The following is a 25,638-nucleotide window of genomic DNA, read 5'->3' as shown; positions in this document are numbered from 1 at the left end:
AACTTTCTTGAGACGGGGGGACGACAGCGCCCCGTGAGGGGCGCGGGGAACTGCGCGACCAGCCACAACGGACCCGCAGACGACATACGACACATCGCGGCCCTACCCGCGGAGCACCACCGTGCGGATCTCCCAGGCGCCGAGGCCGAGTTCGAGCCCGTCCCGGACCGGTTCGGAGGCGAGCGGGCGGCCGAGCAGGTCGACGGTGGTCGCCTCGGTGAAGGCGCCGGTCACGCGGACGGCCGTCGGGGTGTCCCGCATCGCGGCCAGCCGAAGCTCGGTGCCGGGCCCGTGCTCGGGGTCGGTGATCCGGCGGATGCTCGACACGTGGACGTCCCTGCCGTCGACCTGGACGCCGGCCGCGTCCGGGGGCAGCGGGGCGCCACCGGGCCCGGTGCCGCGGGTGACCAGGGCGTCGTTGCGGAACTCCTCGGCGAGGGCGACCGCGTTCACGCCCTGCCAGCCGGCCGCCCAGGGCAGTACCGCGAACCGGTTCTCGATGCGCATGCCCAGGTCCTGGGCGCCCGGGGCGGGGATCTCGCTCGCCGCGGGTTCGTCGCGCAGGGGGTGGATGTTGACGCTGATGGAGCCGATGGCGCGCAGCAGGGTGAGGGCGAGGGCGGAGCCGTCGTCGACGAGTTCGTACTCGGCGGAGTGGTCGAGCAGGACGGTGGCCGGGCCCGCCGACACGAAGGTGCTCGCCGGAAGGTCGGCAGGGGTGAATTCTGCTACAGATTTTCTAGTCATTCATAGTCATCCCTAGTCGTGCATCTCGAACATCTTGGTCTTGTGAAGCTTTCGGAGTGGGCGCGGCAGCAGGGCGTGAGCTACCAGACCGCCTGGCGGTGGGTGAAGGACGGGAAGATGCCCGTCCCTGTTCGCCAGGCGCCGTCCGGGACGTGGCTGGTCGACGAGGTCGCCGTCCAGCCGTCCGGGCGTGTGGTGGCGTACTGCCGCGTGTCGTCCGCCGACCAGAAAGCCGACCTCGATCGGCAGGCGGCCCGGGTGGTGGCAGGCGCGAACGGGCTGGGCCTGGCCGTCGCCGAGGTCGTCACCGAGGTCGGCTCGGGGCTGGACGGGCGGCGCCGCAAGCTGGAGCGCCTGTTGTCCGACCCGAACGCCACGGTGGTCGTGGTCGAGCACCGTGACCGGCTGGCCCGGTTCGGTGTCGAGCACCTCGAAGCCGTCCTGTCGGCGTCCGGGCGGCGGCTGGTCGTCCTCGACCCCGCCGAGAGCGCTGACGACCTGGTGGGGGACATCACCGAGGTGCTGACGTCGATGTGTGCCCGCTTGTACGGGCGCCGGGCGGCGAAGAACCGTGCGGCCCGCGCGGTGGCCGTGGCGACCGGCGAGGACGCCGGATGAAGAAGTTTCAGGCGCAGCCCGGGTTCGTGGTGCAGGCGTTCCGGTTCGTCCTGGACCCGAACGCCTCCCAGGAACGTTCGCTGCGTTCGCACTGCGATGCGGTGCGTGCCGCGTACAACTGGGCTGTCGGCTGGGTCGAGGCGTCGTGGTGGCAGCGCCGCGCGGAGGAGACATACGGCGTCTCCGAGGCCGGGCTGACGCAGTGGCGACCGTGGTCGCTGCCGTCGCTGCGGAAGGCGTTCAACGCCGCCAAACACACCGACCCGCGTTTCTCCGCCTGGTGGGAGGAGAACTCCAAGGAGGCGTACAACACCGGCCTGGCGAACGCTGCTGCCTCGTTCGACAACTACGCGAAGTCCAGGCAGGGCAAGCGGCGTGGCCGTGCGATGGGCATGCCGCGTTTCAAGTCGAAGCGGAAGGCACGCCCGTCCTGCCGGTTCACGACCGGCACGATCCGCGTGGACGCCGGCCGGCACGTGACACTGCCGAGGCTGGGCACGATCCGTACCCACGAGCCCACGGTGAAGCTCCTCGCCGGCGTCCAGGCCGGGAAGGCCCGGATCCTGTCCGCGACCGTGCGGCACGAACGCGGACGCTGGTTCGTCTCGTTCCAGGCCGAGGTCAGGCGCGACCTCGAACGCGTGGCGCGGCCGGACGTGGCGGTCGGCATCGACCTCGGGGTGAAGACCCTCGCGGTGATGGCCGACAGCACCGGCGGGATCCGCACCGTGCCCAATCCCGGGCACTACGAGCGGGCGCGTAAGCAGCTGCGGCGCGCATCCCGCGTCGTGTCCCGCCGCCGGGGCCCCGACCGGCGCACCGGGCAGAAACCGTCCCGCCGGTGGGAGAAGGCCAACGCCCAGCGGAACAAGGTCCACCACCGGGTGGCGAACCTCCGCCAAGACGCCTTGCACAAGCTCACCACCGCCGTGACCGCCGAGTACGGCACCGTCGTGGTCGAGGACCTCAACGTCGCCGGGATGCTCCGCAACTGGCGCCTCGCCCGCCAGATCACCGACGCCGGATTCGGTGAGATCCGCCGCCAGCTCACCTACAAGACCCGCCAGCGCCACGCCACCCGCATCATCGTGGCCGACCGCTGGTACCCGTCCTCGAAGACCTGTTCCGGGTGCGGCGCGGTGAGAGCCAAGCTGCCGCTGCACATCCGGACGTACGAATGCGACGCCTGCCACCTGGTCATCGACCGGGACGACAACGCCGCACTCAACCTCGCCGCCCTCGCGGCGGCCGCAGCAACTGGTACCGGAGTGGCCGGAGACCAGGACACCGCCGCGGCGGTGTCGAAGCCTCGTGGAGCCGACCAGAAGACCCGCACCACCCGCCCCCGCCGCACGGCGGAGGCGGGGCGGGCAGGTGGCGCAACCCTGCCGCACCAGCGGCAGACGGAAGCGAGAGACCGTACTCAAGCCGAAGCCCTCACGCTCTGATGACGAGACGGACCTTCCGGGCAGAAACGCCTTGAATGCCGAGACCCGACTACGGTCTCCGCAACGGTGACCTTGCCCTTCGCGGGCTGGGTCGCAGGAGGACGCGGACGCCTTGTCCGACGAACCGGACGAGGAACACCCGGCGAGTACGACGATGCCTGCGGTCGCGGCTGCTGCGGCGAGGCGGGTGCGCGCGGCTGTGCTTCTCATGTCTTCCGTTCCAGAGAACGCCTGGCCACGGGGCACAGGCGGGTCGACGTTGACACCTGGAGGCGGATGCCTTCTGGTTGGAATGAGGTTCCGTGAGCGGTAACGTGAGCGCTCACGGGAGCGGTAACGGGAAGTGATTGGGAGTGTGGGCTTACGGACGCCGGAGTGTCAAGGTTTCTCCCCACCGGGGCATACTCGGTGTCCCTGCGACGCTGGCGCGTCGGCAATTACGCGGAGGTGAGTGATGGCGTCGTCGGGGACCGGACCCCGTAGGGTCACGATCGACGATGTGGCCCAGGCCGCGGGCGTGTCCCGGCAGACCGTGTCACGGGCGCTCAACGACAAGGGCGAGATCGGCGTCTCCACCAAGCAGCGTGTTCTCGACACCGCCCTGGCGCTCGGCTACCGCCCGAGCCGGTTCGCCCGGGGGCTCGTCCGGCAGGACACCATAAGTGTCGGCCTCGTCATCCCCGACCTGCTCAACCCGTTCTTCACCGAGGTCGCCGCGGCCGCGCTGGAGGCGGCCCGGGACCGTGGCTGGCACGTCGTCGTGTACGACACCGGCGACCGGCCCGAGGAGGAGCGGGGCACGCTGGAGGTGATCGCCTCCCAGGTCGACGCCGTCGTGGGCTATCTCAGCCTGCCCGAGGACGAGATCGACAAGCTGACCCGCGGACTCCCCGTGGTGCTCATCGACCGCGAGCACCGCACCCAGCGGTTCAGCTCGATCCGGATCGACGGCGAGAGCGGCGTGCACGCGGCGATCAGGCATCTGACCGCCGCGGGACACCGGCGCATCGGCATGCTCGAACACGCCGAACGGTCCGAACCGAGCATCCGGCACAAGTGGTTCGACGCCGCGATGTCCGCGTGCGGGCTGGACTCGGGCTCCGTGGCCCGCGCCGACCAGAGCGTCGAGGGCGGGGAGAGCGCGCTCCAGGAACTTCTCGCCGGGCACCCGGACCTGACCGCCGTGTTCACGTTCAACGACATCATCGCCATCGGCGCGCTGCGCGCAGCGCGCCGGCTCGGCCGGCAGGTCCCCCGGGACCTCGCCCTGGTCGGCTTCGACGGCCTGCGGCTCGGCACGCTGGTCGAGCCGCAGCTGACCACGGTGGCCCTGGACACCCGCCGCCTCGGCGCCCTCGCGGTCGAACAGGCGGCCCGGCTGCTGACCGGCGGCGACCCCCTGCCCGCCGAACAGCTGACGGTGGGGGCGGAGTTGCGGGTGCGCGAGTCGGCGTAGGGGCGACCGGGCGGACCGGGCTCAGGGCCGGGGGGTGACGGAGCCGTCGGATCTCCGGACGTGGTTCCCGTCCGTCATACACGGACGGCCTGTTCCTCCTCCACGATCCGCCGCCGAAGGTGAACCACGGATGACTGTGGACGGTACGGGAGTTGTCCGCATGCGCATCGCGAGAGGCTGCGCGAGAGAGAAGGTGCGACCAGGTCACATGGGGTGGATTGTGTGGTTTGATGCGCGGGCCGCGACCGCGCGCCGCGTCCTTCCGCAGTGAGGAGGCCGCCTGAGGCGCCGGGCGGCTCGGGGGAAGGCGGTCGCGCGGGGAGCGCGGTCGCGGGGGCTGCATGGACCGGGCATCGGAGGGGGTTCTCGTCGTGGGTGCTGACAGACGCGGCGGCATACGGAAGAGACGTACCGGTTGGCGCGGGCTGGTGCTCGCGGTGACGGGCGCGCTGACGGCGGGGCTGATCGGCGTGGGAGTCCCGCAGGCGCGGGCCAGCGAGACCACCGGGTCGGTGGACTCGCTGCGGACCGGCTGGGACCAGGGTGAAGGAGGCCTGAGCGCGGCGGACGTGCGGTCGTCCTCGTTCGGGCAGTTGTGGAAGGCCCCGGCCCAGCTGGACGGGCAGATCTACGCGCAACCGATCGTGGTCGGCGCCACGGTGGTGGCGGTCACCGAGAACAACATGGCCTACGGCCTGGACCGGACCACCGGCGCCGTGCTGTGGCACCGGAGCTTCGGGCCCGCGTGGCCGGCCGCGACGCTCAGCTGTGGCGACCTGGCGCCGAACGTCGGCAGCACCGGCACGCCGGTGTACGACCCGGCGTCCGGCGCGGTCTACCTGACGACCAAGGTCGACGACGGCCCGAACGCGCTCAACCCGCACTGGTACATGCACGCGCTCGACCCGGTCACCGGCGCGGAGAAGCAGGGCTTCCCCGTGACGATCCAGGGCTCGGCGTCCAACGACCCGAGCCAGTCGTTCCTGCCCGCGTACGAGATGCAGCGGCCGGGGCTGCTGCTGCTCGACGGGATCGTGTACGCGGGCTTCGGCGGGCACTGCGACGCCAAGCCGTACCGCGGCTACGTGGTCGGCGTCAGCACCACGTCGCCCTCGGTGACGTCGATGTGGGCGACGGAGACCGGCGCCAGCAACAGCGGCGCCGGCATCTGGCAGTCCGGCGGCGGGCTGGTCTCCGACGGTCCCGGCCGGATCTTCGTGGCCACCGGCAACGGCGTCAGCCCGGCGCCCGGCCCGGGCACCTCGCCGCCCGGCACGCTCGCGGAGTCCGTGGTCCGGCTCCAGGTGCAGCCCGACCGGAGCCTGAAGGCCGCGGACTTCTTCAGCCCGTCCAACGCGCCGACGCTCGACCAGCAGGACACCGACCTGGCCTCCGGCGGCCCGGTGGGCCTGCCGGACAGCTTCGGCACCGCCTCCCACCCGCATCTGCTGGTGCAGCAGGGCAAGGACGGCCGGGTGTTCCTGCTGGACCGCGACCACCTCGGCGGGCGCTCGCAGGGCCCCGGCGGCACGGACGCGGTCGTCGGCGTCACCGGGCCGCTGAAGGGCCAGTGGGGCCACCCCGCGGTCTGGGGCGGTGACGGCGGCTACGTGTACGTCGTCGGCAACGGCGGCTCGCTGACGGCGCTGCACCGCGGTGTGACCGCCAAGGGCGACCCGGCGCTGAGCGTCGCGGGCGCGAGCCAGGACTCCTTCCCCTACACCAGCGGCTCGGCGGTGGTCACCTCCGACGGGACGCGCTCGGGCAGCGCCCTGGTGTGGGTCGTGTGGTCGGGCGGCCCGACGGGCGTCAACGCCCAGCTGCGCGCCTACAACCCGGTGCCGGACGCGAACGGCGTCCTGAAGCTGGCGTGGTCCGCGCCGATCGGCACCGCGCCGAAGTTCGCCGTCCCGGCGACCGACGGCAACCAGGTCTTCGTCGGGACGCGGGACGGCAAGGTCTACGCGTACGGCAACCCGGTGGGCAGCCCGCTCAAGGGCGGCCCCGTCGACTTCGGGACGGCACAGGTCGGCGACACGGCGAGCACCGACGTCGTCCTGACGGAGAACCAGAACCCGTCCAGGGCGCTGGCGATCAGGTCGGTCGGCGTCGACGGCCCGTTCACCGCGGACACCTCGTCGCTGCCGGCCTCGATCCCGGCCGGCGGGCAGCTCACCGTGCCAGTCACGTTCCGGCCGACCGCGGTCCTGGGCGCGAGCGGCACGCTCACCGTCGTCACGGACGCGGGCACGTTCGCGCTGAGCCTGCACGGCGTCGGGACCAGGCCCGGGCTGGCCGCGTTCCCTGGCACGGTGTCCTTCGACAACCAGCCGACGGGGACCGCGGCCACCGCGAACGTCCAGGTGACCAACACCGGCACCGAGCCGGAGACCATCACCTCCGTCACCTCGCCCACCGGGCCCTTCAGCGCGGACAATCTGCCGAGCGCCGACCCGGCGGACCCGACGGTCGTCCCGGCCCAGGGCTCGGTCGTGCTCCGCGTCGGCTACGCGCCCACGGCCACCGGCCGGGACTCCTCGTCGATCACGCTGACCAGCACCAGCGGCACGCTGACCATCCCGATCGAGGGCAACGCGATCAGCGGCCAGGGGCACCTGCTGCTCACTCCCCCGTCGCTGGCGTTCGGCGGGGTCACCCGCGGCACGTCGGTCACCAAGTCGTTCACCATCACCAACTCCGGGAACGTCCCGGTCACGATCACCAAGGCGAAGGCGCCGGCCGGCGTGTTCACCAGCGCGGACCCGCTGCCCGAGGGCCTGGTCATCGGTCCCGAGCAGAGCGTGCGGCAGACCGTGACCTTCTCGCCGACCACCGTCGGCGCCCGGTCGGCGTCGTACGAGATCACCGGCGACGCCGGGCAGGGCGCGATGCTGGAGGCGCTCAGCGGCACGGGCACCCCACCGCCGGCGCAGCTGGGCACGCTGCTGGCGCGGGACGCCTCCGGCGTGCTGTGGCAGTACCACGGCACGGGCGTGCCGGCGGCGCCCCTCGCACGGCGCCTCGGCGTCGGCCCCGGCTGGAACACGTACAACCTGATCACCAGCGTCTCGCGGGTGATGTCGGACGGCAGCGGCTCGGTCGTGGCCCGCGACGGCACGGGCACGCTGTGGTTGTACCAGGGGACCGGCAACGCGGCGGCTCCGCTCGCGGCCCGCAGGAAGGTCGGGCCGGGCTGGGGCGGTTACACCTCGCTGACCGGCACGGGCGACGTGACGGGTGACGGCCGGGCCGACCTGGTCGCCCGCGACGCCAGGGGCGGCCTGTGGCTGTACCGCGGCACCGGCAGCGCCACCGCCCCCTTCGCCGCCCGCACCAGGATCGGCACGGGCTGGAACATCTACAACGCGCTGACCGGCGCGGGCGACGTGACGGGTGACGGCCGGGCCGACCTGGTCGCCCGCGACGCCGGGGGCAGCCTGTGGCTGTACCGCGGCACCGGCAAGGCCGCCGCCCCCTTCGCCGCCCGCACCAGGATCGGCACGGGCTGGAACATCTACAACGCGTTCGCCGGACCGCGCGACGTCACCGGCGACGGCAAGGCCGACCTCCTGGCACGCGACACCACGGGCACGCTCTGGCTCTACCGGGGCACCGGCAACGCCGCGGCACCGTACGCGGCGCGCGTCGGCGTCGGGCCCGGCTGGAAGATCTACAACTCCCTCGTCTGAGCCCACGGCGGCCCCGGCGAACGATGGGCGGCGCGACACCCGGGAAGAGTGCCGCGCCGCCCGCGTGGCCGGAGCGGTGCCTCAGGCCTCGCTGCCCGCGAGCAGGGTGAACAGGGGCGCCAGGCCGGAGGCGCGGACCGAACTCGCCAGCGGGGCGAGTTCCGCGCAGATCTTGTCCACGCCCTCCTCGCCCAGCACGGACAGGCCTCCCGACCAGGACAGCTCGTCCGTCTGCCGCTCCACCTTGTCGCGCAGTTCCCGGCCCGCTGTGGTGAGGGCACCGGAATCGGCGTCCAGCAGGCCGCGGGCGACCAGCGCCTCGGCCGCCTCGGACCACTCCTCCGGTGTCCAGCCCCGCAGTTCGCGCATCATCTCGTGCTGACCGAGGTCGGCGACGAGCAGGTGATGGGACTGGAGTCCGGTGACGCCGGCGGCGACCCAGGCGGCCAGATGCCCGTCGCCGCGGTGTTCCCGTACCGTGCTGGCGAGCTGCCACAGTGCCGCGACCGGGTCGTCCGGGAGCGGGAGAGCGGCGTTGGCGGCACCGAGCGGGCGTCCGGTCGTCTCGAGCGCCGACGGCAGTCCGGCCAGCCGCGCGACCAGTGGCCCGGCGATCTCGCCGGTGACGCCGGCCTCCCGGAGCAGCTCGCCCGCAAGGGCGTTCCGGCGCTCGATGCACGTCGCCGGCGGCACCAGCGCCCATGCGGCGGGGATGGCCTTGCCCACCATCTCCGGCGCGAAGCCGCCGAACGTGGCGACCACCGTCGCGGTGTCCACCGCGCCGAGCGGAGCCGAGCGGAAGGCGAGCAGGGTCATCCAGAATCCCCGGAGGCCGAGTTCCTTCCCGGCGTCCCGGGTGTGCGCCACGGACAGCGCCGGCTGGTAGAGCGTCTCCAGGCTGTGCCAGAGCCGCCGTGCCGGGTGCGCGCTCATGCGTCCACCGCTTCCGGGACGCGGACGATCAGACCGGAGCCCTGGCCGCCGCCACCGCACAGCCCCGCGGCACCGACGCCGCCACCGCGCCGCCTGAGTTCGAGCGCGAGCGTGAGCACGAGGCGGGCACCGGACATGCCGAGCGGGTGCCCCAGCGCGATCGCGCCGCCGTTGACGTTGACCTTCGCCTCGATGTCCTCGTCACTGAGCCCGAGTTCGCGCGCGGAGTGCAGGCCGACCGCCGCGAACGCCTCGTTGATCTCGATGAGGTCCAGGTCGTCGACCGACAGGTTCTCCTTGCCGAGCGCATGCTTGATCGCGTTGGACGGCTGCGCCAGCAGGGAGTTGTCCGGACCGGCCACGTTGCCGTGGGCGCCGATCTCGGCCAGCCATTCGAGGCCCAGCTCCTCGGCCCTGGCCTTGCTCATCACGACCACCGCGCATGCGCCGTCGGAGATCTGCGAGGCCGAAGCGGCGGTGATGGTGCCGTCCGCGCCGAACGCGGGGCGGAGCTTCGCCAGTCCCTCGGCCGTGGTGTCCGGCCGCACGCCCTCGTCGGTGCCGACCACGACCGGATCGCCCTTGCGCTGCGGGACCTCGACCGGCACGACCTCCTCGGCGAAGCGGCCGCTGCTGATCGCGGCGGCGGCGCGCCGGTGCGAGCGCGCGGAGAACGCGTCCTGGTCCTCGCGGGAGATGCCGGCCTTCGCGCTGTGCAGGTCGGTCAGGGCACCCATGAGGACCTGGTCGAAGGGATCGGTGAGACCGTCGTGCGCCGTGACGTCGAGCATCTCGATCGGCCCGTACTTGGTGCCGGAGCGGGAACCGGGCAGCACGTGCGGGGCATTGGTCATCGACTCCATGCCACCCGCGACCACGATGTCGAACTCGCCCAGGCGGATCTGCTGGTCGGCCAGGGCGATCGCGTCCAGACCCGACAGACACACCTTGTTGACGGTCAGGGACGGCACACTCATCGGGATGCCGGCCTGGACCGCGGCCTGACGCGACGGGATCTGCCCCTGACCGGCCTGCAGCGCCTGACCCATGATCACGTACTGCACGGCCTCCGGCGCGAGGCCCACGCGCTCGAGCGCCCCCCTGATCGCCAGGCCGCCGAGGTCAACCCCGGATAAGTCCTTCAGCGAGCCCAGCAGCCGGCCCATCGGCGTGCGCACCCCACCGACGATGACAGAGCCTGACATGTTTCTCCCACTCGACGACGACTGATGTCCTCTGATTCTCGGACCCGGCGATCAGCTGGTCGACCCCCCGGGAGTGTTGTTCGCGTGGGGCAGGCCCAGCGCGATCACGGCTCCGAGCACGCCTGTGGCGGCCATCAGGAGCGCGGTGACAAAGCCGGCGTGCGGTGCGTCGGAGGGAGCGTGCATGAGGTTCAGGAGCACCGAGCCGAAGACCGCGACGCCGATGACCTGGCCGAGCTGCATCACCGTGGTCAGCACGCCGCTGGCGTCCGCCGCGTTGGCCGGTGGCACCTTCCGGAGCGAGATGGCGAACAGCGGGCTGAACGCCGACCCCATGCCGAGGCCGAAGAGCAGGATGCAGATCTCCATCCACACGGAGAGGTGACCGGCGTCCATGGCGAGAGCGAGACCGACCAGCGCCGGCATGGTGAGCAGCAGACCTGCCGAGGGCAGCAGACGATGCCATCTCGCGGGCAGCTTGCCCCAGTTCAGGCTGGCGAAGCCGAAGGCGCACGCACTGGGCAGGAACACCAGCCCCGCGGCCAGCGCGCCGTGGCCCAGGCCACGCTGCACGAAGAACGCGATCAGGAAGAGGATGCCGCCGTAGTTCGCGGTCGCGGCGAGCAGAGCCAGCGCGCCCGCGGCCAGGCCGGGCGCGCGCAGCAGCTTGCCAGGGACCAGCGGTGAACCGCCGGTCCGGCCCGACCGGCCTTCGACCAGGGCGAAGGCCAGCGTGAAGAGCACGCTCAGCACCAGGCTCACCCACGTCCACGCGGGCCAGCCCAGCTCGTGCCCGAGGACCAGCGGCAGCACCAGCGCGATCACGGCGAGGGACAGCGTGGCCAGGCCCGGCAGGTCGAGCTTGCGGGACGGATTGCCGGGGTCCTTCGGCAGCGTGCGCGCTCCGGCGATCAGCAGCACCAGACCGATGGGCACGTTGACCAGGAACACCGGCCGCCATTCGCTGCCGAAGATGTCGGCACTGACCAGAACACCACCGGCGATCTGGCCGACGATCGCGCCGCCGGCGATCACCGTGGCGTAGGCGCTGAGCGCCTTGGCCCGAGCGGTGCCCGCGAAGTTCAGCTGGATGAGGCTGAGCACCTGCGGCACCATCAACGCGGCCCCGGCACCCTGCACGAACCGGAAGACGATCAGTGCCACAGCCGTCCATGCCACGCCGCAGGCGAGCGACGCCGCCGTGAAGACGGCGGCGCCGGTGAGAAACATCCTCCTGCGGCCGGCGAGGTCGCCGAGCCGCGCTCCGGTGATCAGCAGCACGGCGTAGGTGATGATGTAGCCGGCGACGACGAGCTGCAGCTCGGCGCCGCTGGCGTGCAGGTCGGTGCCGATGCTGGGTGCCGCCACGTTGGCGATGGCGACGTCGAGGATCGCGATGAACACCCCGGTCAACAGAACGGCGAGCAGTCCGCGCGACGACGTCTCGGCGTCGCGCGCGACCACCGTGTTGTCCGACATGCTGCGTCCCCCTACTGGGCGAGCGCCTGGAGGCGCTGCTTCGCTCGGTCGGGCAGGACGTACTCGCCGTCTCGTTCGATCTTGTCGTACAGCTGCTCCACACGCTCGTAGTGAGCGTCGAGGTTCTGGTCCAGCAGGTGGTACTCGGACTTGTTGTACACACCGAACTGAAGGTCGGTCATCAGCCCGAAGGGGTTGATGTGTTCGGTGTTCCGGGTGCCGAACACGAGGTACAGGAACTCGTCGATGCCCTCGTACCCCAGCGTGGTCAGCAGGAAGTCGATGGAGTCCCGTTTGCGGGTGATCTGGTAGTCGCGTTCGTCCGGGTCGACGATGAAGTCGAGGCCGCTGGACATGCCCGGCGGGTAGTGCACCTTGTTGAAGCAGCGGAAGTCGATCGTCAGCCGGTCCTTCGGCGAACCGGGCAGCGTGCCGTCGCCGTGGGCCCGGTAGTTGTCGAAGACCAGCGCGTCGCCGACCCGCGAGTCGCAGTAGTAGCCGGGAGACGGCGTGTCGGCGTACCGCTTCTCCCAGTACTTGGCCATCAGGAAGTCGCGCACGGTCGGCAGGTCGATCTCGGAGAGCTTGCCCTCCAGGAACAGGTAGAGGGCCTTGTCGACGGCGGCCTTCTCCTCCTTGTCCACGCCGTGTTCCATGATCTTCTCGTACGCGAACTGCAGGTTCGGCGCCTCGACCTCGGCCTCTTCGAAGATCACGAAGGGCTGCCGGTCGAGCGGGGTCGGTGTCACCGCGGTGTGGAAGCTGCGGTACTCGGTGGGGAAACCGAGCCGCTTCTTCACCAGCGACGGGATCTGCAGCGCGATGCCGCTGGCCGAGTGGGTGCCGTAGGAGCGCTTGTTCGCGGTGACCACGAAGGCGTTGACCACCGCGGTCTCGACCTCGGGGAAGTGCTTGTGGACGATCTCCTGGTTCAGGTCGTAGAAGCGTTTGGCCGACGGTATGAACAGCACGCAGTTCTCGAACATCGTCGACAGCGGGAAGTAGTTGCCGATCGAGGCCTCGGCGAAGCTCTCCTGGATGACGGCCTGGCACCGCAGCTGCCGGGCCAGGTTGTCGGCGAGGCCGTCGTCGAGGTTCATCTGCTCGACGACGGTGGGGGTCGTGTCCGGATAGAAGCAGCTGGGGTTGAGCACGCGCTTCGGCGGCAGCCGCGACTCCACCTCCCCGGCGTCGACCGGGTACTTGTCCAGAACCGGCATCAACTTCTCGGCGTGCGCGCCGGCGGACGTGTGCAGGAACGTCCCGCTGGGCTGGTAGGTGCCCGTCACGGTGGGTTCCTGCTCGGATTCTGCACTCATGCCGTTCCACTCTCCTGTCGATCCGGGTGTCGGTCCCAGGGCACGGGTGGAACCGCCCGCGCCGGGGCGGTCCCACCCGTGACCGGTGTCGTCACGCCCCGACGGGGCCGTGTGTCCTGGCGGCCGCCTCGTCGGAGGCGATGATGCGGTGGACGTACCTCTCGACGAACTGTTCGTCGAACGGCGCCGCGGGGTGGTCGTCGCCGCCCAGCACGTGCTCGCCGGCGAGGCCGGCCCCGAACGTGAGCGTCAGGTTGTCCGGCGTCAGTCCGTCCACGAGTGCGGCGATCCGGGCCAGCGCACTCGTGGTGTCCGCGGCCGCGAAGGCCAGGGCCCGCTGCTTCCACTCGTCGAACGGCACCAGTTCACCGGTGCCCGTCACCGCGCCGACCATCTCGAAGAAGCGGTCGAAGCTCGGCGCCCCGGCGTTGACGAAGTCGTAGTCCCGGCCGATGCGGTCCCGCTCCTCGAGCATGATCGCGGTGATGGTCCGGGACAGATGGTCGACCGGCAGGACAGCCGTGAGACTGGCGCCCGTGCTCGGGAAGCACCCCAGGGCCATGCTGCCGGCGACCAGGTTGTGCAGGAAGTCGCCCCGGTCGAGCCGGAAGTGGCCGGTCGCGGCGGACGGCCCCACGAACGGCAGCCGGTACACCGAGGCCTTGGCGCCGCGCCAGCGTGCCGCGGTCACCATCTGCTCCGCCATCCACTTGGAGGTGACGTAGCCGTACTCCATCTCGTCCGGCGTGACCTCGTACCCGAGGTAGCGCGGCAGGGTCCCGAAGGTCGACATGACGTGCACCGCCTTGCCGCGGCCCGTCGACGCCAGCCGCAGGGACTCGTGCACACCGACCACGTTCGGGCCGATGTACTCGCTCAGGGGCCGCACCCAGTCCACGAGGGCGCCGGAGTGGCACACCGCGTCGACCTCGTCGGCGAGCCGGCCGAACGCCTCGCCCGTCAGCCCGAACAGCGGCTGGGACAGGTCGCCCACCACCGGATGCAGCAGCGACGCGAAGCCGTCCTGCCACATGCCGTAGCTCGACAGCACACCGGTCAGCCGCCGCGTGGCGGTCTCCTGGTCGTCGGCCCGCACCAGGCAGTGCGTGGCGACGCCGGCGGCCAGCAGTTCGCGCAGGAGGAAGGCGCCGACGAAGCCCGTGGCGCCGGTGAGGAACACGGACTCCGGACGTCCCAGCTCGCCTCGGCAGTTGTCGAACCGCAGCGTCGGGTCCAGGTAACCCTTGCGTACCGGCGCCATGTCGAGACCGGACGCGTTGTCCGTGTCCGCCGCACCGGCCGGTCCGGCGGTGTCCTCACCGGTGGAGACGGCCGCCTCCGTCGGCGCGTCCAGGCCACGCTCCAGCAGTTTCTCCAGCAGGAACTGAGCCAGCGACTTCAGGTTCGGACGGTCCAGCGCGATCTTCGCCGGCAACGCGAGGCCGGTCATGTCCGCGAGCTGGTTGCGCATCAGGACGGCGGTCAGCGAGTCGATGCCGAGGTCCTGCAGCGGCAGGCCGGGGTCCACGTCGTTCATCGAGGCGAAGCCCAGCGTCCTGGCCACGCCCTCGCGGACCATGTCCAGCACGACCGACTCCTGCTCGGCCGGGGCGGTCTGGCCGAGCAGCCTGCGCAGACCCGCACCGCCGTCGCCCTTGGTGCGGGCGCCGCCGCCACCGTGGCTGCTCAGCAACGAGCGCAGCAGCGGGGGTACGCCGCCCTGGTCCTCGTAGTAGCTCTGGATCCCGGTGAGGTCCAGTGCGGCCGCCACGGTCAGCGGGCGGCCGCTGCGCACCGTCTCCTCCAGCAGTTCCAGGCCGTCCTGGGGCGAGAGCGCGTCCATGCCGGTGCGGCTGATCCGGGCCCGGTCCCGTTCGCTGAGCGTCGCGGCCATGCCCTCGCCCTCCCACGGCCCCCAGGCCACCGAGGTGGCCGGCAGGCCCTGGGCCCGGCGCAGGTACGCGAGCGAGTCCAGGAAGGCGTTGGCCGCCGCGTAGTTGCCCTGGCCCGGCGCCCCCAGGATGTCGGAGATCGAGGAGAAGAGCAGGAAGAAGTCCAGGTCGAGATCGCGCGTCAGCCCGTGCAGGTGCCAGGCCCCGTCCACCTTCGGTGAGAAGACGGTGTCCAGCCGTTCGGGCGTCAGCGCCGACAGAGCACCGTCGTCGAGCACACCGGCCGCGTGGACCACACCGCGCAGCGGACGGTCGGCGTCGAACAGGGCCAGCACCGAGGCCATGCCGTCCGCGTCGGCGGAGTCGACGGCCACCACCGTGGCGGTCGCGCCGAGCTCCTCCAGGCCGGCCACCAGCGCGTCCGCGCCAGGGGTGTCCGGGCCGCGCCGCGAGGTGAGCACGAAGTCGCGCACCCCGTGGGCCTCCGCCAGCCAGGTGGCGACCTGCCGGCCCAGGCCCCCGACGCCACCGGTGACCAGCACCGATCCGCCCGGCCGGATGAACTCCTTCTGCTCGGTGGGTATCAGCACCACCTTGCCCACGTGCCGTGCCTGGGCCATGAAGCGGAGCGCGTCGGACGTGGCCGTGATCGGGAAGGTGCGCACCGGAAGTGGCGTGAGCTTGCCCGCCGCGAACAGTTCGGCCAGCGACACCAGCATTGCGTGCATCCGGTCCGGACTCGCCTCGAGCAGGTGGTAGACGCGGTACGTCACGCCGGGGTGGTTCTCGTCCACCCACGACTGCTCCCGCAGGTCGATCTTGCCGAGTTCCAGGAAGCGTCCGCCCTCGCCCAGCATGCCGAGGCTCGCGTCGATGAACTCGTCGGCGAGCGAGTTCAGTACGACGTCGAAGCCGCGTCCGGGCGCGGTGCGGCCGAACGACTCGACGAAGCCCAGATCGCGGGAGGACGCGATGTGGTCGTCGTCCAGCCCCATCTCGCGCAGCGCCGCCCACTTCGGCTCGCTGGCAGTGCCGTACACCTCGGCGCCGTGCAGTCGCGCCAGCTGGACGGCTGCCATGCCGACGCCGCCCGCCGCGGCGTGGACCAGCACCCGCTCGCCCGGCTTCAGCGCGCCCAGGTCGTGCAGGCCGAACCACGCCGACAGGAACGTCATCGGGATGGTCGCGGCCTCCTCGAACGTGAGGTTCTCCGGGACGCGGACCACCCAGCGCGCGTCGGTGACGACCTCCGCGGCGAACGAGCCCTGGCCGAGGCCCAGTACCCGGTCGCCCACCCTGACGTCCTTGACACCGGCCCCGACCTCGGTGACCACACCGGAGAACTCCATGCCGAACACCGGGAGTTCGACCATGCCGAGCGCGTTGAGCACGTCCAGGAAGTTCACCCCGGCGGCCTTCACGTCGGCCCTGATCATGCCCGCCGCCAGCGGCTTCGGGGTCACCCGGCGCACCGACAGCGGCTGGTCCAGACGGCCCTTGGCGGCGATCTCCAGCTGCCAGCGGCCCTCCGGGGGCAGGGTCAGCTCGCCCGAGGCGCCGACCCGCTCGAGATGCGGGACGAGTACCTCGCCGTGCCGCAGCACGCACTCCGGTTCGTCGGAGATCATCAGCGCCGGGGCGAGAGCGGCCAGATCGGCGTCCTCGTCGCCGAGGTCGACCAGGCGCAGCGCGAGGTCGGGGTGCTCGCTGCGGGCGGTGCGCATCAGGCCCCACAGCGGACCCGCGCCGAGCCCGGAGGCCATGTCGTCGGCGTTGACACCCACCGCGCGGCGGGTCAGCCACACCAACGGCGGAGCGAACCCGGTCTCGGCCGCGGTGTGGAGCTGGCCGAGTGCCGCGGCGGACAGCGTGTGCGCCCCGGCCAGGGGGTCCTTGCCGGCGTCCCACAGGCAGATGACGCCGTCGAGCTCCTCGGCGTCCTCCAGGTCGCGCACCTTGAACGCCTGGACACCGGCCCGGCTCAACGCCCTCTTCACCTCTGTCGCCCAGGGCACGTCACCGCCCGGCGACAGCAGGCCCCAGGAGCCGCCGATCTCCACCTTCTCGGTGTCGGCCGGCCGCCAGTTCACCTCGAACCGGAGCCGGTCCACGCCTTCCGCGGCCAGCCTTCGCAGCACCGCGCGGTCGACTCGCCGGGCGTGCATCCGCTCCAGCCGGCCGACGTTCTCGCCGGCGGAGTCGAAGAGGTCCAGGGACGCGTGGAACTCGCCGTCGCCCATCTCGAACTCGGCGACCCGGACCCATACTTCGGCCAGGCCCTTCTCCCGTATCGACAGGCGTTCCGCCTCGAACGGCACGAGGACGTCCTCGGGGTTCGTGTTCTGCATCCGCATGCTGAAGAGCTGCGACTGCATCGCCGAGTCCAGCAGAGCCGGGTGCAGGACGTAGCTGCGGGCGGTGTGCGCGGCGTCCTCGGGCAGGGCCGCCCGGGCCCACACCACTCCGTCGGCCTGCCACGCCTCCCGTATGCCCCGGAACACCGGGCCGAACTCGTAGCCGACGGCGTCCAGTTCGGCGTAGAGCGCGGAGATGTCGAGCCGCTCGGCGCCGGGCGGCGGCAGCACCACGGCGTCCGCCGTGACGGGCTTCGCGGGCACGATCCGGCCCTCGGCATGCAGCAGCCACTCGCCGTCCCTGCGGTCCGGTGCGCTGTACACCTGGACCGGCCGGGCGCCCTCGGACTCCTCCCCCACGACGACCTGCAGGCGGGCGGGCGCGCCGCCGGCGAACACCATCGGATACAGGAAGTCGACGTCGGCCACGTCCCATTCGCCGGGTGCGGTGGCGTCGGCGGCCGAGCGCATCGCCTCGATGTACGCGGTCCCCGGCATCAGGACGGTGCCCATGATCTGGTGGTCCTGCACCCACGCCGGCTCCTCGGGCGCCACCACGGTCGTGAACACCGCCGTCCCGGTGCCGGCGATCCGCACGGCGCCGCCCAGCAGCGGGTGGTCGGTGTCGTCCAGACCGGCGCCGACCGTGCGGGGCGTCGACGGCTCGAACCAGAAGCGCTCACGCTGGAAGGCGTAGGTGGGCAGGGCGACCCGCTCACCGCCGAAGGGCCCGAACCAGCCGCGCCAGTCGACCGGCACGCCCCTCACGTGCAGGTCGGCGAGGCTGCGCCGGACGACGGCGGAGCCGTCCTTGCCCGCGGCCAGCGACGGCAGCCACGCGACGTCGGTCTCGTCGGCCAGGCACGCCACGCCCATGCCGGAGAGCACCGGCTGCGGACCGAGCTCCAGGAAGGTGGTGACGCCCTCGCGGTGCAGGGTCGCGATGCCGTCGCTGAAGCGCACCGCGTGGCGCACCTGGCGCACCCAGTAGGCGGCCTGCTCGAGCTCGCCCGGCGTGGCCAGGGCTCCGGTGAGACTGCTGACCAGCGGGATCGCCGGGGGACGGTATGTCACGGTCTCGGCGACCGCCTGGAAGCCGGACAGCATGGCGTCCATGTGGTGCGAGTGGAACGCGTGCGACACCGTCAGTTCCTTGACCCGGTGTCCCCGGTCGGCGAAGTGCGCCGCCAGGGCCCGCACGGCGTCGGCGTCGCCGGAGACGACGGTCTGTGTCGGGGTGTTGAGGCCGGCCAGATCGATGCTGCCGGTCAGGTCCAGCTCCCGCACCGCGGCCTCGGCCTCGGCGGCACCGGCCTCGATCGAAGCCATCGCGCCGCGGCTGGGCAGCGCCTGCATCAGGCGGCCCCGGGCGGCCACCAGACGGGACGCGTCGGCCAGGTCGAAGACGCCGGCGACGTGCGCGGCGGCCAGTTCACCGATGCTGTGGCCCAGGAGCAGCTGCGGCCGCACGCCCCAGCTCTCCCACAGCCGCCACAGCGCCACCTCCAGCGCGAAGAGGGCCGGCTGGGTGAAGTCGGTCCGGTCGAGCAGCGCGGCGTCGGCGGTCCCCTCCTCGGCCCACATGACGTCGAGCAGCGGACGGTCCAGTTCGGTGAAGCGGGCGGCGATCTCGTCGAGCGCGGCGCGGAACACCGGATGGGTCTCGTACAGATCCCTGCCCATGCCGACCCGTTGACTGCCCTGCCCGGTGAACAGCAGGGCCAGGCGCTGCTCCTCGGCGCTGTCACCGGTGCGCGCGGCGCCCGGCGGGGTCTCCCCGCTGCGGGCGAAGGAACCGAGTTTGTCCAGCAGCTCGGACCTGTCCTTCGCCATCACCACGAGCCGCTTGCGGAAGTGGCTGCGGGTGGTGGCCAGCGAATGCGCCAGGTCGAGGAGCCGGTCCTGGATGTTCATGCCCACGTACTGGTGCAGCGCCTCGGCCTGCGCACGCAGGGCGGCGTCGGTGGACCCGGACACCACGAACGGCAGCGTGGACGGCGGCTGCGCCGCGGGCCTGTCCGACGGGAGGGGCGCCGGCGGTTCCTCCACGACGACGTGTGCGTTGGTGCCGCCGATGCCGAAGGAGCTCACGCCGGCGCGGCGCGGCCGGTCCTTCGGCAGCCACGGCTGCGGCTCCACGGCGAGGGCCATGTTCGCGCCTGCCCAGTCCACGTCCGGGGTGGCTTCGGAGACGTGCAGGGTGCGCGGAATCACGTTGTGCCGCATGGACAGGACGACCTTCATCACACCCGCCAGGCCGGCGGCCGCCTGGGTGTGGCTGAGGTTCGACTTGACCGAGCCGACCCACAGCGGTTCATCGGGGTGACTGCCGCCGAAGACCTCGCCGAGGGCGGTGCCCTCGATGGGGTCGCCGAGGCGGGTGCCGGTGCCGTGGGCCTCCAGGTAGTCGATGTCCTTCGGCTGCAGCCCGGACGCGCCGAGAGCGGCGCGGATGACCTTCTGCTGAGCGGGTCCGCTGGGTGTGGTCAGGCTCGCCGCGTGGCCGTCGTGGTTGACGGCGGTGCCGCGCAGGACGGCATGGACGGTGTCGCCGTCGCGTTGCGCGTCGGAGAGCCGCTTCAGGATGACGACGGCGACGCCCTCGCTCCATCCGGTCCCGTCGTTGTCGGCGGAGAACGACCGGCACAGCCCGTCGGGCGACATCCCGCGCAGCCGGCTGAACTCGACGTTCATGTTGGACGTGAGCAGGATGGTCGCGCCGCCGGAAACCGCCAGGTCGCACTCGCCGTCACGCAGCGCGTTGGCCGCGAGGTGAGTGGTCACCAGGGACGACGAACAGGCCGTGTCGATCGTGATGGTGGGGCCTTCGAGGCCGAACACATGGGAGATCCGGCCGGACGCGGTCGCGAGCGCGGAGCCCGTACCCACGTACCCGTCCAGGTCGGCTATGGAACCGCCGGTGGTGATGCCGTACTCCTGGTACGAGGAGTTCTTGCCGACGCCGATGTACGTGGCGGTCTGGCTTCCGCGCAGCTGGTCGAGCGTGTAGCCCGCGCGTTCGAACGCCTCCCACGTCGTCTCCAGCATCAGCCGCTGGAGCGGATCCATCGCGTGCGCCTCGCGCGGCGCGATGCCGTAGAACGACGCGTCGAACATGTCGATCGGCGTGGCGAGGAAGCCCCCGCGGCGGGTCACCGACTTGCCGCGCACGTCCGGGTCGGGGTCGTAGATCGCGTCGGCGTCCCATCGGTCGGCGGGCACCTCGGTGATGCCGTCGGCCCCGCGCTCCAGCAGGTCCCACAGCTCCTCCGGGCTGCTCACGTCGCCGGGAAGCCGGCAGGCCATGCCGATGATGGCGATGGGCTCGTCCTCCGCCCGGCGGCTCGACGGGATCTGCGTCGGGCCGGTCCGGGCGCCGGCGAGGTGCGCCGCCAGGGCCTTGACGGTGAAGTGCTCGAAGAGCTTGGCCGAGGAGACCGGCCGGCCCAGCACCTTCTCCAGGCGGGTCTGGACGCGGACCACGCGCAGGGAGTCACCGCCGATCTCGAAGAAGTTCTGGTTGACGCCGATACGGTCGTGGCCCAGTACGTCCGACCAGATCGCGAGGATGTCCCGCTCCAGCTCGTTGGCGGGCTTGGCCATGGCTCCGGCGTCGGTGACCGGGCTCGGCAGGGCGTTGCGGTCGATCTTGCCGTTGGGGGTGAGCGGGAACTCGTCGAGCTCGACGAAGAACGCCGGCACCATGTACGCGGGCAGCCGCTCGGCCAGCCAGGGGCGAAGGAGGCGGCCCATCGGCTCCTTCGCCGGCTCGCCCGCCGCGGGCACGTTCGCGTACCGGGCCAGGGTGGCGCGGTCGGTGGCGGCGGCCGGGCGCAGGCTCAGGTCCGGCGTCATGCCCGGGCGCCAGAACACCGCGTCGAAGGTCCACTTGTCACCGGAGCGGCTGGGGAGCAGCGCGCACTCCAGTCCGGCCTCCTGGGCGATCTCGGTGAGGTCACGGGGATCCACCGGGAGGGCGTACGGTTCCGTCGCCTCGCCGAGAGCCCCGACGGGATCGGGCACCTCGGCGAGCCGGCCGTTGGACACGTCGGTCAGGCGCAGCGGCCCGCCGTCGAGGCCGGCGAGCAGCGCGGGCAGGGCGGCGATCTCGAGCGACTCGGTCCGCCAGTCGAGCTCGGTGCCGGCGGCCTGCGCCTGCGGGCCGCCGCCGATGTGGAGCGTCACGTCGTAGCGGTAGCGGGTCATCTCGTTGACGTACCGGCCGTTGCGCAGCATGACGTCGACGCGGGTGATCTGCGGGAAGAGGGCGGGGAGGTCGGCGAAGTAGTCCTGCGCGACGACGAGTTCGCGCTCGGCCCGCACCGCGCGTTCGACGCGGCGGGCCACCTCCTCGAGCGCGAGGTCGTCGTGGCGGAACTGGATCACGTCGGCATGGAACATGCGCAGCAGCGACAGGTCGCGGATGTCACCGAGGAACACCCGCCCGTCCGTCACCGCGGTGGTCGCCCACTCCAGCACCGAGGTCAGGTAGTCGACGCTCGGGAAGTACTGGGCCACCGAGTTGACGATCACGGTGTCGAAGGAGCCGGCGGCCACGGCCGGCAGGTCGTGCGCCGGGCGGTGCTCGCACGTGACGTTCGGCAGCGACTGCAGGTGGTGCCGGGTGACCTCGACGGCCTGGGCCGAGGCGTCCACCGCGTGGTACGCGGTGCAGTGCGGCGCGACGGCGAACATCATCAGGCCGGTGCCGAAGCCGACCTCGAACACGCGCTGGGGCGCGTAGGACAGGATGCGGTCGACCGAACCGCGCTGCCAGTCACGCATCTCGGCCGCGGAGAACGGCAGACCGTCGTAGCTGTTGCGCCAGCCTGCCAGGTTGAAGGTGGCGTCGTCGGCGTCGGACTCGTAGGCGCGGTCCCAGGCGCCGGCCCACTCGGCCAGCGCGGCGCGCTGTACCTCCTCGTCGTGGGCGGACCCGGTGGGCGCGGCGGCCTCGCGGACGCAGTAGGCGACCAGTTGGTCGTCGCGGCCGACGACGACCGCGCGGGCGACGTCGTCGTGGGCGGTCAGCGTCGCCTCGATGTCGCCCAGTTCGATGCGGTGGCCGCGGAGCTTCAGCTGGCTGTCGTTGCGGCCGAGCACGCGCAGCGCGCCGGGTGCGACGAACCGGGCCAGGTCGCCGGTGCGGTACAGCGTGTTGCCGGCGCGGAACGGGTCGGGGACGAAGCGGGCCCGGGTCTGCTCGGGGGCGGCGTGGTAGCCGTGTGCCACGCCGGCACCGCCGATGCACAGTTCTCCGGGGAAGCCGGGCGGCACCGGCGCGAGGTTCTCGTCCAGGACGTGGAGCTGGGTGTTGGCCACCGGCCGGCCGATGACGACATCGCCCTCCGGCTCCACCCGCCAGACGCTGGACCAGACGGTGGTCTCGGTGGGCCCGTAGAGGTTCCAGACGGCGTCGCCGCAGCCGAGCAGGCGGTCGGCCAGTGCGCGCGGCAGGGCCTCGCCCCCGCACAGGATCTTGCCCAGGCGCGGGTCGCCCTGCCAGCCCGCGTCCAGCAGCAGCTGCCAGGTCGCCGGCGTGCCCTGCATCATCGTGACCCCGTGCCGCTCCATCAGGCCGATCAGCGCGTTCGCGTCGACCGTCTCGTGGGCCTGGGCGATGACCGTGGCGGCCCCGCTGAGCAGCGGCAGGAACAGTTCCAGGACCGCGATGTCGAAGGAGATGGTGGTGACCGCCAGCAGCCGGTCGGTCTCGGCGCAGCCAGGCTCCCGGCGCATGGACTCCAGCAGGTTGCACAGCGCGCCATGGCTGATCTCCACGCCCTTGGGCGTGCCGGACGTGCCGGACGTGTAGATGACGTAGGCGAGGTCGTCGGCCCCGACCTCGACGCCCGGGTCGGCGGCGTGGCCGTCGGCAGGCCCGCCGGCGGCGTCCGTGATGCTCAGGCAGCGCGTCGACCACGCGGCGAGGTTGGCGGGTGCCGCGGCCGGGGTGAGGACGATCCGGGGGTCGGCGTCGTCGATCATCTGGCGGATGCGTTCCGCCGGGAACGCCGGGTCGACCGGCACATAGGCGGCACCCGTCTTCAGCGCGGCCAGCACGGCCACGACGACGTCGGGCGAGCGGTCCAGCGCTATGCCGACCAGGTCGCCGCGGCCGATGCCGCGCTCGATCAACGTGTGCGCGACACGGTTCGCCCGGCTGTTGAGATCACCGTAGGTCAGCCGCGTGTCGGCGCAGATCACTGCGATGTTGTCGGCGTGGCGCTCGGCGGCCTGCTCGAAGAGCGTGTGCAGGCGGTGGCCGAGGACGGTGTTGTCGTCGGTGGAGTTGAAGGCGTCGGTCAGCGACGTGCGCTCCGCCGCGGAGAGGATGTCGACGGAGGCCAGGGTCTCGTCGGCCAGCCCGGGTACGCGGTCGCACCAGCCGCCGATCTGCGCGGCCAGGCGGGCGACGTCGCCGCGGGCCAGACGCCGGGCGTCGAAGTGGAACTCGACCGTCTCGCCGTCGGGTCGGACGACCAGGTTCAGCGCCGGGCGCCGGCCGTCCGCGGGCTCCGCCGCATCGCCCCACGAGATCATCACGTCGGGCGTCAGGTCGCCGGCGTCCCACAGCCGGCGCAGCGTCTCGTCCCGTCCGATCTGGTCACGGCGCAGCCATCCCTTCTCCTGCCCGAGACGGAACTCCTCGGCGACCGACCGGAGGTTGTCGGCGACCGTCCGGCCGGGGTCGACCGTGGCGCGCAGCGGCAGCCAGGCGGCGAACAGGTCCCGGTAGCCGGGGTCGATCCCGTCGCGGGGCGCGGCGACGGCGAGAGTGACGTCGTTCGCCCTGGCCGCCCGGCTCAGGTACGTGCTCACCAGGCCGACCAGGGCGGACACCCCGCCGGGAGCGGCGCAGCGCGCGACGACGGGAGCGGCGTCCTGCTCGGTGCCGGAGGCCTGTGGCGTGAAGGGCAGGCGGAACGGGTGGGCGTCGGCGCCAAGGCGCTTGCGCCAGTGGGTGGCGGCCTTCGACGCCCGGGTGCCGGTCTCGGTGATGCCGTCCCGGAGCGCGGCGCCGGGAGCCAGGAGGATCAGGCCGGCCCGGACCGCGTTCTCCGTCCGGAGGCTGTCCGTGTCGACCGGCTCGCCCTCCAGCGTGCTCAGCCGGATCAGGCGAACGGCGCCGGTGGCCGTGGCCACGTTCAGGCCGTCCGCGTCGCAGGTCAGCACCTCGCCGGGGGCGGCACCGGGGGACGCCTCGCCGACGCGGGCCTCGCGGACGGCGAGAATGCGCCCGTTGACGTTCGCCTTGGGCCACACGAGCGGGCAGCCGAACAGCCCGTGGTCGGTCGCCCGGACCATGGCGACGATGTCCTCGGCCTCGCGGGCCCAGTCGATCAGGCCCTCGGCGGAGAACTGCGTGTGCCGGGAGAAGTAGCGGCGCGCGGCCAGGTCCTGGGGGACGGCGGTCTCACGGCCTTCGGCGATGTCGCCGATCAGTTCGGCCACGCTCGCGACAGCCGCGTCGTCGCACTTCACGCCCAGCGACAGCGCGGTCTCGTCGGGGTCGACCGGCACCGGTATTCGCTTGAGGATGTCGCCGCCGTCGACCAGCTCGCCGATCCGGTGCCACGTGATGGCGTAGTCGCTCTCACGGTTGGCGACGGCCCAGGAGGGTGCGTTCAGTCCGGCGTACTCGGGCAGCGGCCCGTAGTGGTAGTTGACGCTCGTCCGATGCGCGCAGGCCAGCAGCGCCTCGGGGATCAGGGCGTCGTTCCCGATGCTGAGAAGCACGTCGCACGACAGCCGGGCCGGGTCGAGAAGCGCGTCGTCGAGGTCGTGGTGGCCGATTCCCGATTTGACGGCCCAGGCGCGGACCACGGCGTCGCCGGTCACCACCGCCCGGATCCGATGTCCTGCCGACAGCAGCGCCTCACCGCAGCGTGCGAGGACACCACCCTTACCGATCAGAACCACGTTCAGAGTCCGCATCACTGTTCCCCCTTCAGGTCCCCCGTGGCGGAGCTTCAAAGCGATGTTCCCCCGTGGCGGAGTCGCAGAGCGATCAACATCGATGACACGCGGTCATGATGTGTCTCTACTTGATGCTCAGTCAAGAAGATTACGCACCGGGCGAGTTGGGACTTTTGACACCTGACGTAACATCAGTTGACCGGATTCTCGACAGCCTCACGGCCCCTGGAAACCCCTCGTGCCACGACCGCACCATCGGCAACGGACGATGTCGGTCTTCTCGGCGACCGTGTCGATTTCCCCTCGGGCGTGGACGGCCATGGGGCGCTCCGGTTCGGCAGTTCGGCCGACACATTGGGCTCGGCGGCCGCGAGTGCGATGGTCCGCGGCACCGACGAGATGGCCGCCGTCCGAGCAGCCTTCTGGTTCGGCCAGTTCGGATCGGCGACCTGCCCCTCTCCTGAGTTCATGCCGGCAGGTCCTGGCTCTCGGAGGTCTGACACTGGGGGTCGCCGCCGTCACCGTCACCGGCCTCGGAGGCCCGGCGTGGGCCGATTCCGCCGCCGATGTGGTGCTGG

10 protein-coding genes are annotated in these 25,638 nt (G+C 71.9%); 4 read left to right on the top strand and 6 right to left on the bottom strand.

Annotated elements, in window-relative coordinates; translation table 11 throughout:
- Positions 1 to 102: 102 nt before the first annotated feature.
- Positions 103 to 747 (bottom strand): hypothetical protein, encoded by a 645-nt coding sequence (locus tag ACZ4UV_RS17845; RefSeq protein ID WP_467838844.1) that lies wholly within the window; start codon positions 745 to 747, stop codon positions 103 to 105.
- A gap of 42 nt (positions 748 to 789) precedes the next feature.
- Here ACZ4UV_RS17845 and ACZ4UV_RS17840 point away from each other — a divergent pair, with 42 nt between their 5' ends.
- The 4 genes from ACZ4UV_RS17840 (at position 790) to ACZ4UV_RS17825 (ending at position 7,958) form a co-directional block, all read left to right on the top strand.
- Positions 790 to 1,365 carry an IS607 family transposase gene (locus ACZ4UV_RS17840; RefSeq protein ID WP_451016273.1) on the top strand — a complete coding sequence of 192 codons (576 nt, stop codon included), beginning with the start codon at positions 790 to 792 and terminating at the stop codon, positions 1,363 to 1,365.
- Positions 1,362 to 2,813, top strand: coding sequence for an IS607 family element RNA-guided endonuclease TnpB (gene tnpB, locus ACZ4UV_RS17835; protein WP_467838841.1), 1,452 nt, complete (start codon positions 1,362 to 1,364; stop codon positions 2,811 to 2,813). The genes ACZ4UV_RS17840 and tnpB overlap by 4 nt, the downstream gene beginning before the upstream one ends.
- A 454-nt stretch (positions 2,814 to 3,267) precedes the next feature.
- A complete protein-coding gene (locus tag ACZ4UV_RS17830; protein ID WP_467838838.1) occupies positions 3,268 to 4,269 on the top strand; it encodes a LacI family DNA-binding transcriptional regulator in 1,002 nt (333 codons plus the stop codon).
- A gap of 371 nt (positions 4,270 to 4,640) precedes the next feature.
- Entirely contained in the window at positions 4,641 to 7,958 is a 3,318-nt protein-coding gene (locus tag ACZ4UV_RS17825; protein ID WP_467838835.1) for a choice-of-anchor D domain-containing protein, read from the top strand.
- An 81-nt stretch (positions 7,959 to 8,039) separates the two neighbouring features.
- On the opposite strand, the gene ACZ4UV_RS17820 is transcribed toward ACZ4UV_RS17825, so the two are convergent.
- The 5 genes from ACZ4UV_RS17820 to ACZ4UV_RS17800 all read right to left on the bottom strand — a co-directional run bounded on the left by ACZ4UV_RS17820 (position 8,040) and on the right by ACZ4UV_RS17800 (position 25,078).
- Positions 8,040 to 8,891, bottom strand: coding sequence for an SCO6745 family protein (locus ACZ4UV_RS17820; RefSeq protein ID WP_467838832.1), 852 nt, complete (start codon positions 8,889 to 8,891; stop codon positions 8,040 to 8,042).
- The gene (locus ACZ4UV_RS17815; protein ID WP_451016278.1) at positions 8,888 to 10,096 is read right to left on the bottom strand and encodes an acetyl-CoA C-acetyltransferase; all 1,209 of its coding nucleotides are present in this window, start codon (positions 10,094 to 10,096) and stop codon (positions 8,888 to 8,890) included. The genes ACZ4UV_RS17820 and ACZ4UV_RS17815 overlap by 4 nt, the downstream gene beginning before the upstream one ends.
- A 51-nt stretch (positions 10,097 to 10,147) precedes the next feature.
- On the bottom strand, positions 10,148 to 11,575 hold the full coding sequence (locus ACZ4UV_RS17810) for an MFS transporter (protein WP_451016279.1): 1,428 nt from the start codon (positions 11,573 to 11,575) through the stop codon (positions 10,148 to 10,150).
- Positions 11,576 to 11,586: 11 nt separating this feature from the next.
- Positions 11,587 to 12,894: a hypothetical protein gene (locus ACZ4UV_RS17805; RefSeq protein WP_351489982.1), complete on the bottom strand. Its 1,308-nt coding sequence runs from the start codon at positions 12,892 to 12,894 to the stop codon at positions 11,587 to 11,589.
- A gap of 91 nt (positions 12,895 to 12,985) precedes the next feature.
- The gene (locus ACZ4UV_RS17800; protein WP_451016280.1) at positions 12,986 to 25,078 is read right to left on the bottom strand and encodes an amino acid adenylation domain-containing protein; all 12,093 of its coding nucleotides are present in this window, start codon (positions 25,076 to 25,078) and stop codon (positions 12,986 to 12,988) included.
- Positions 25,079 to 25,638: the final 560 nt, after the last annotated feature.

The sequence above is a fragment of the Streptomyces sp. NPDC028289 genome (assembly GCF_055565975.1).
Note: the sequence above shows the minus strand (reverse complement) of the source record. Positions and strands in the feature narration are given on the sequence as shown.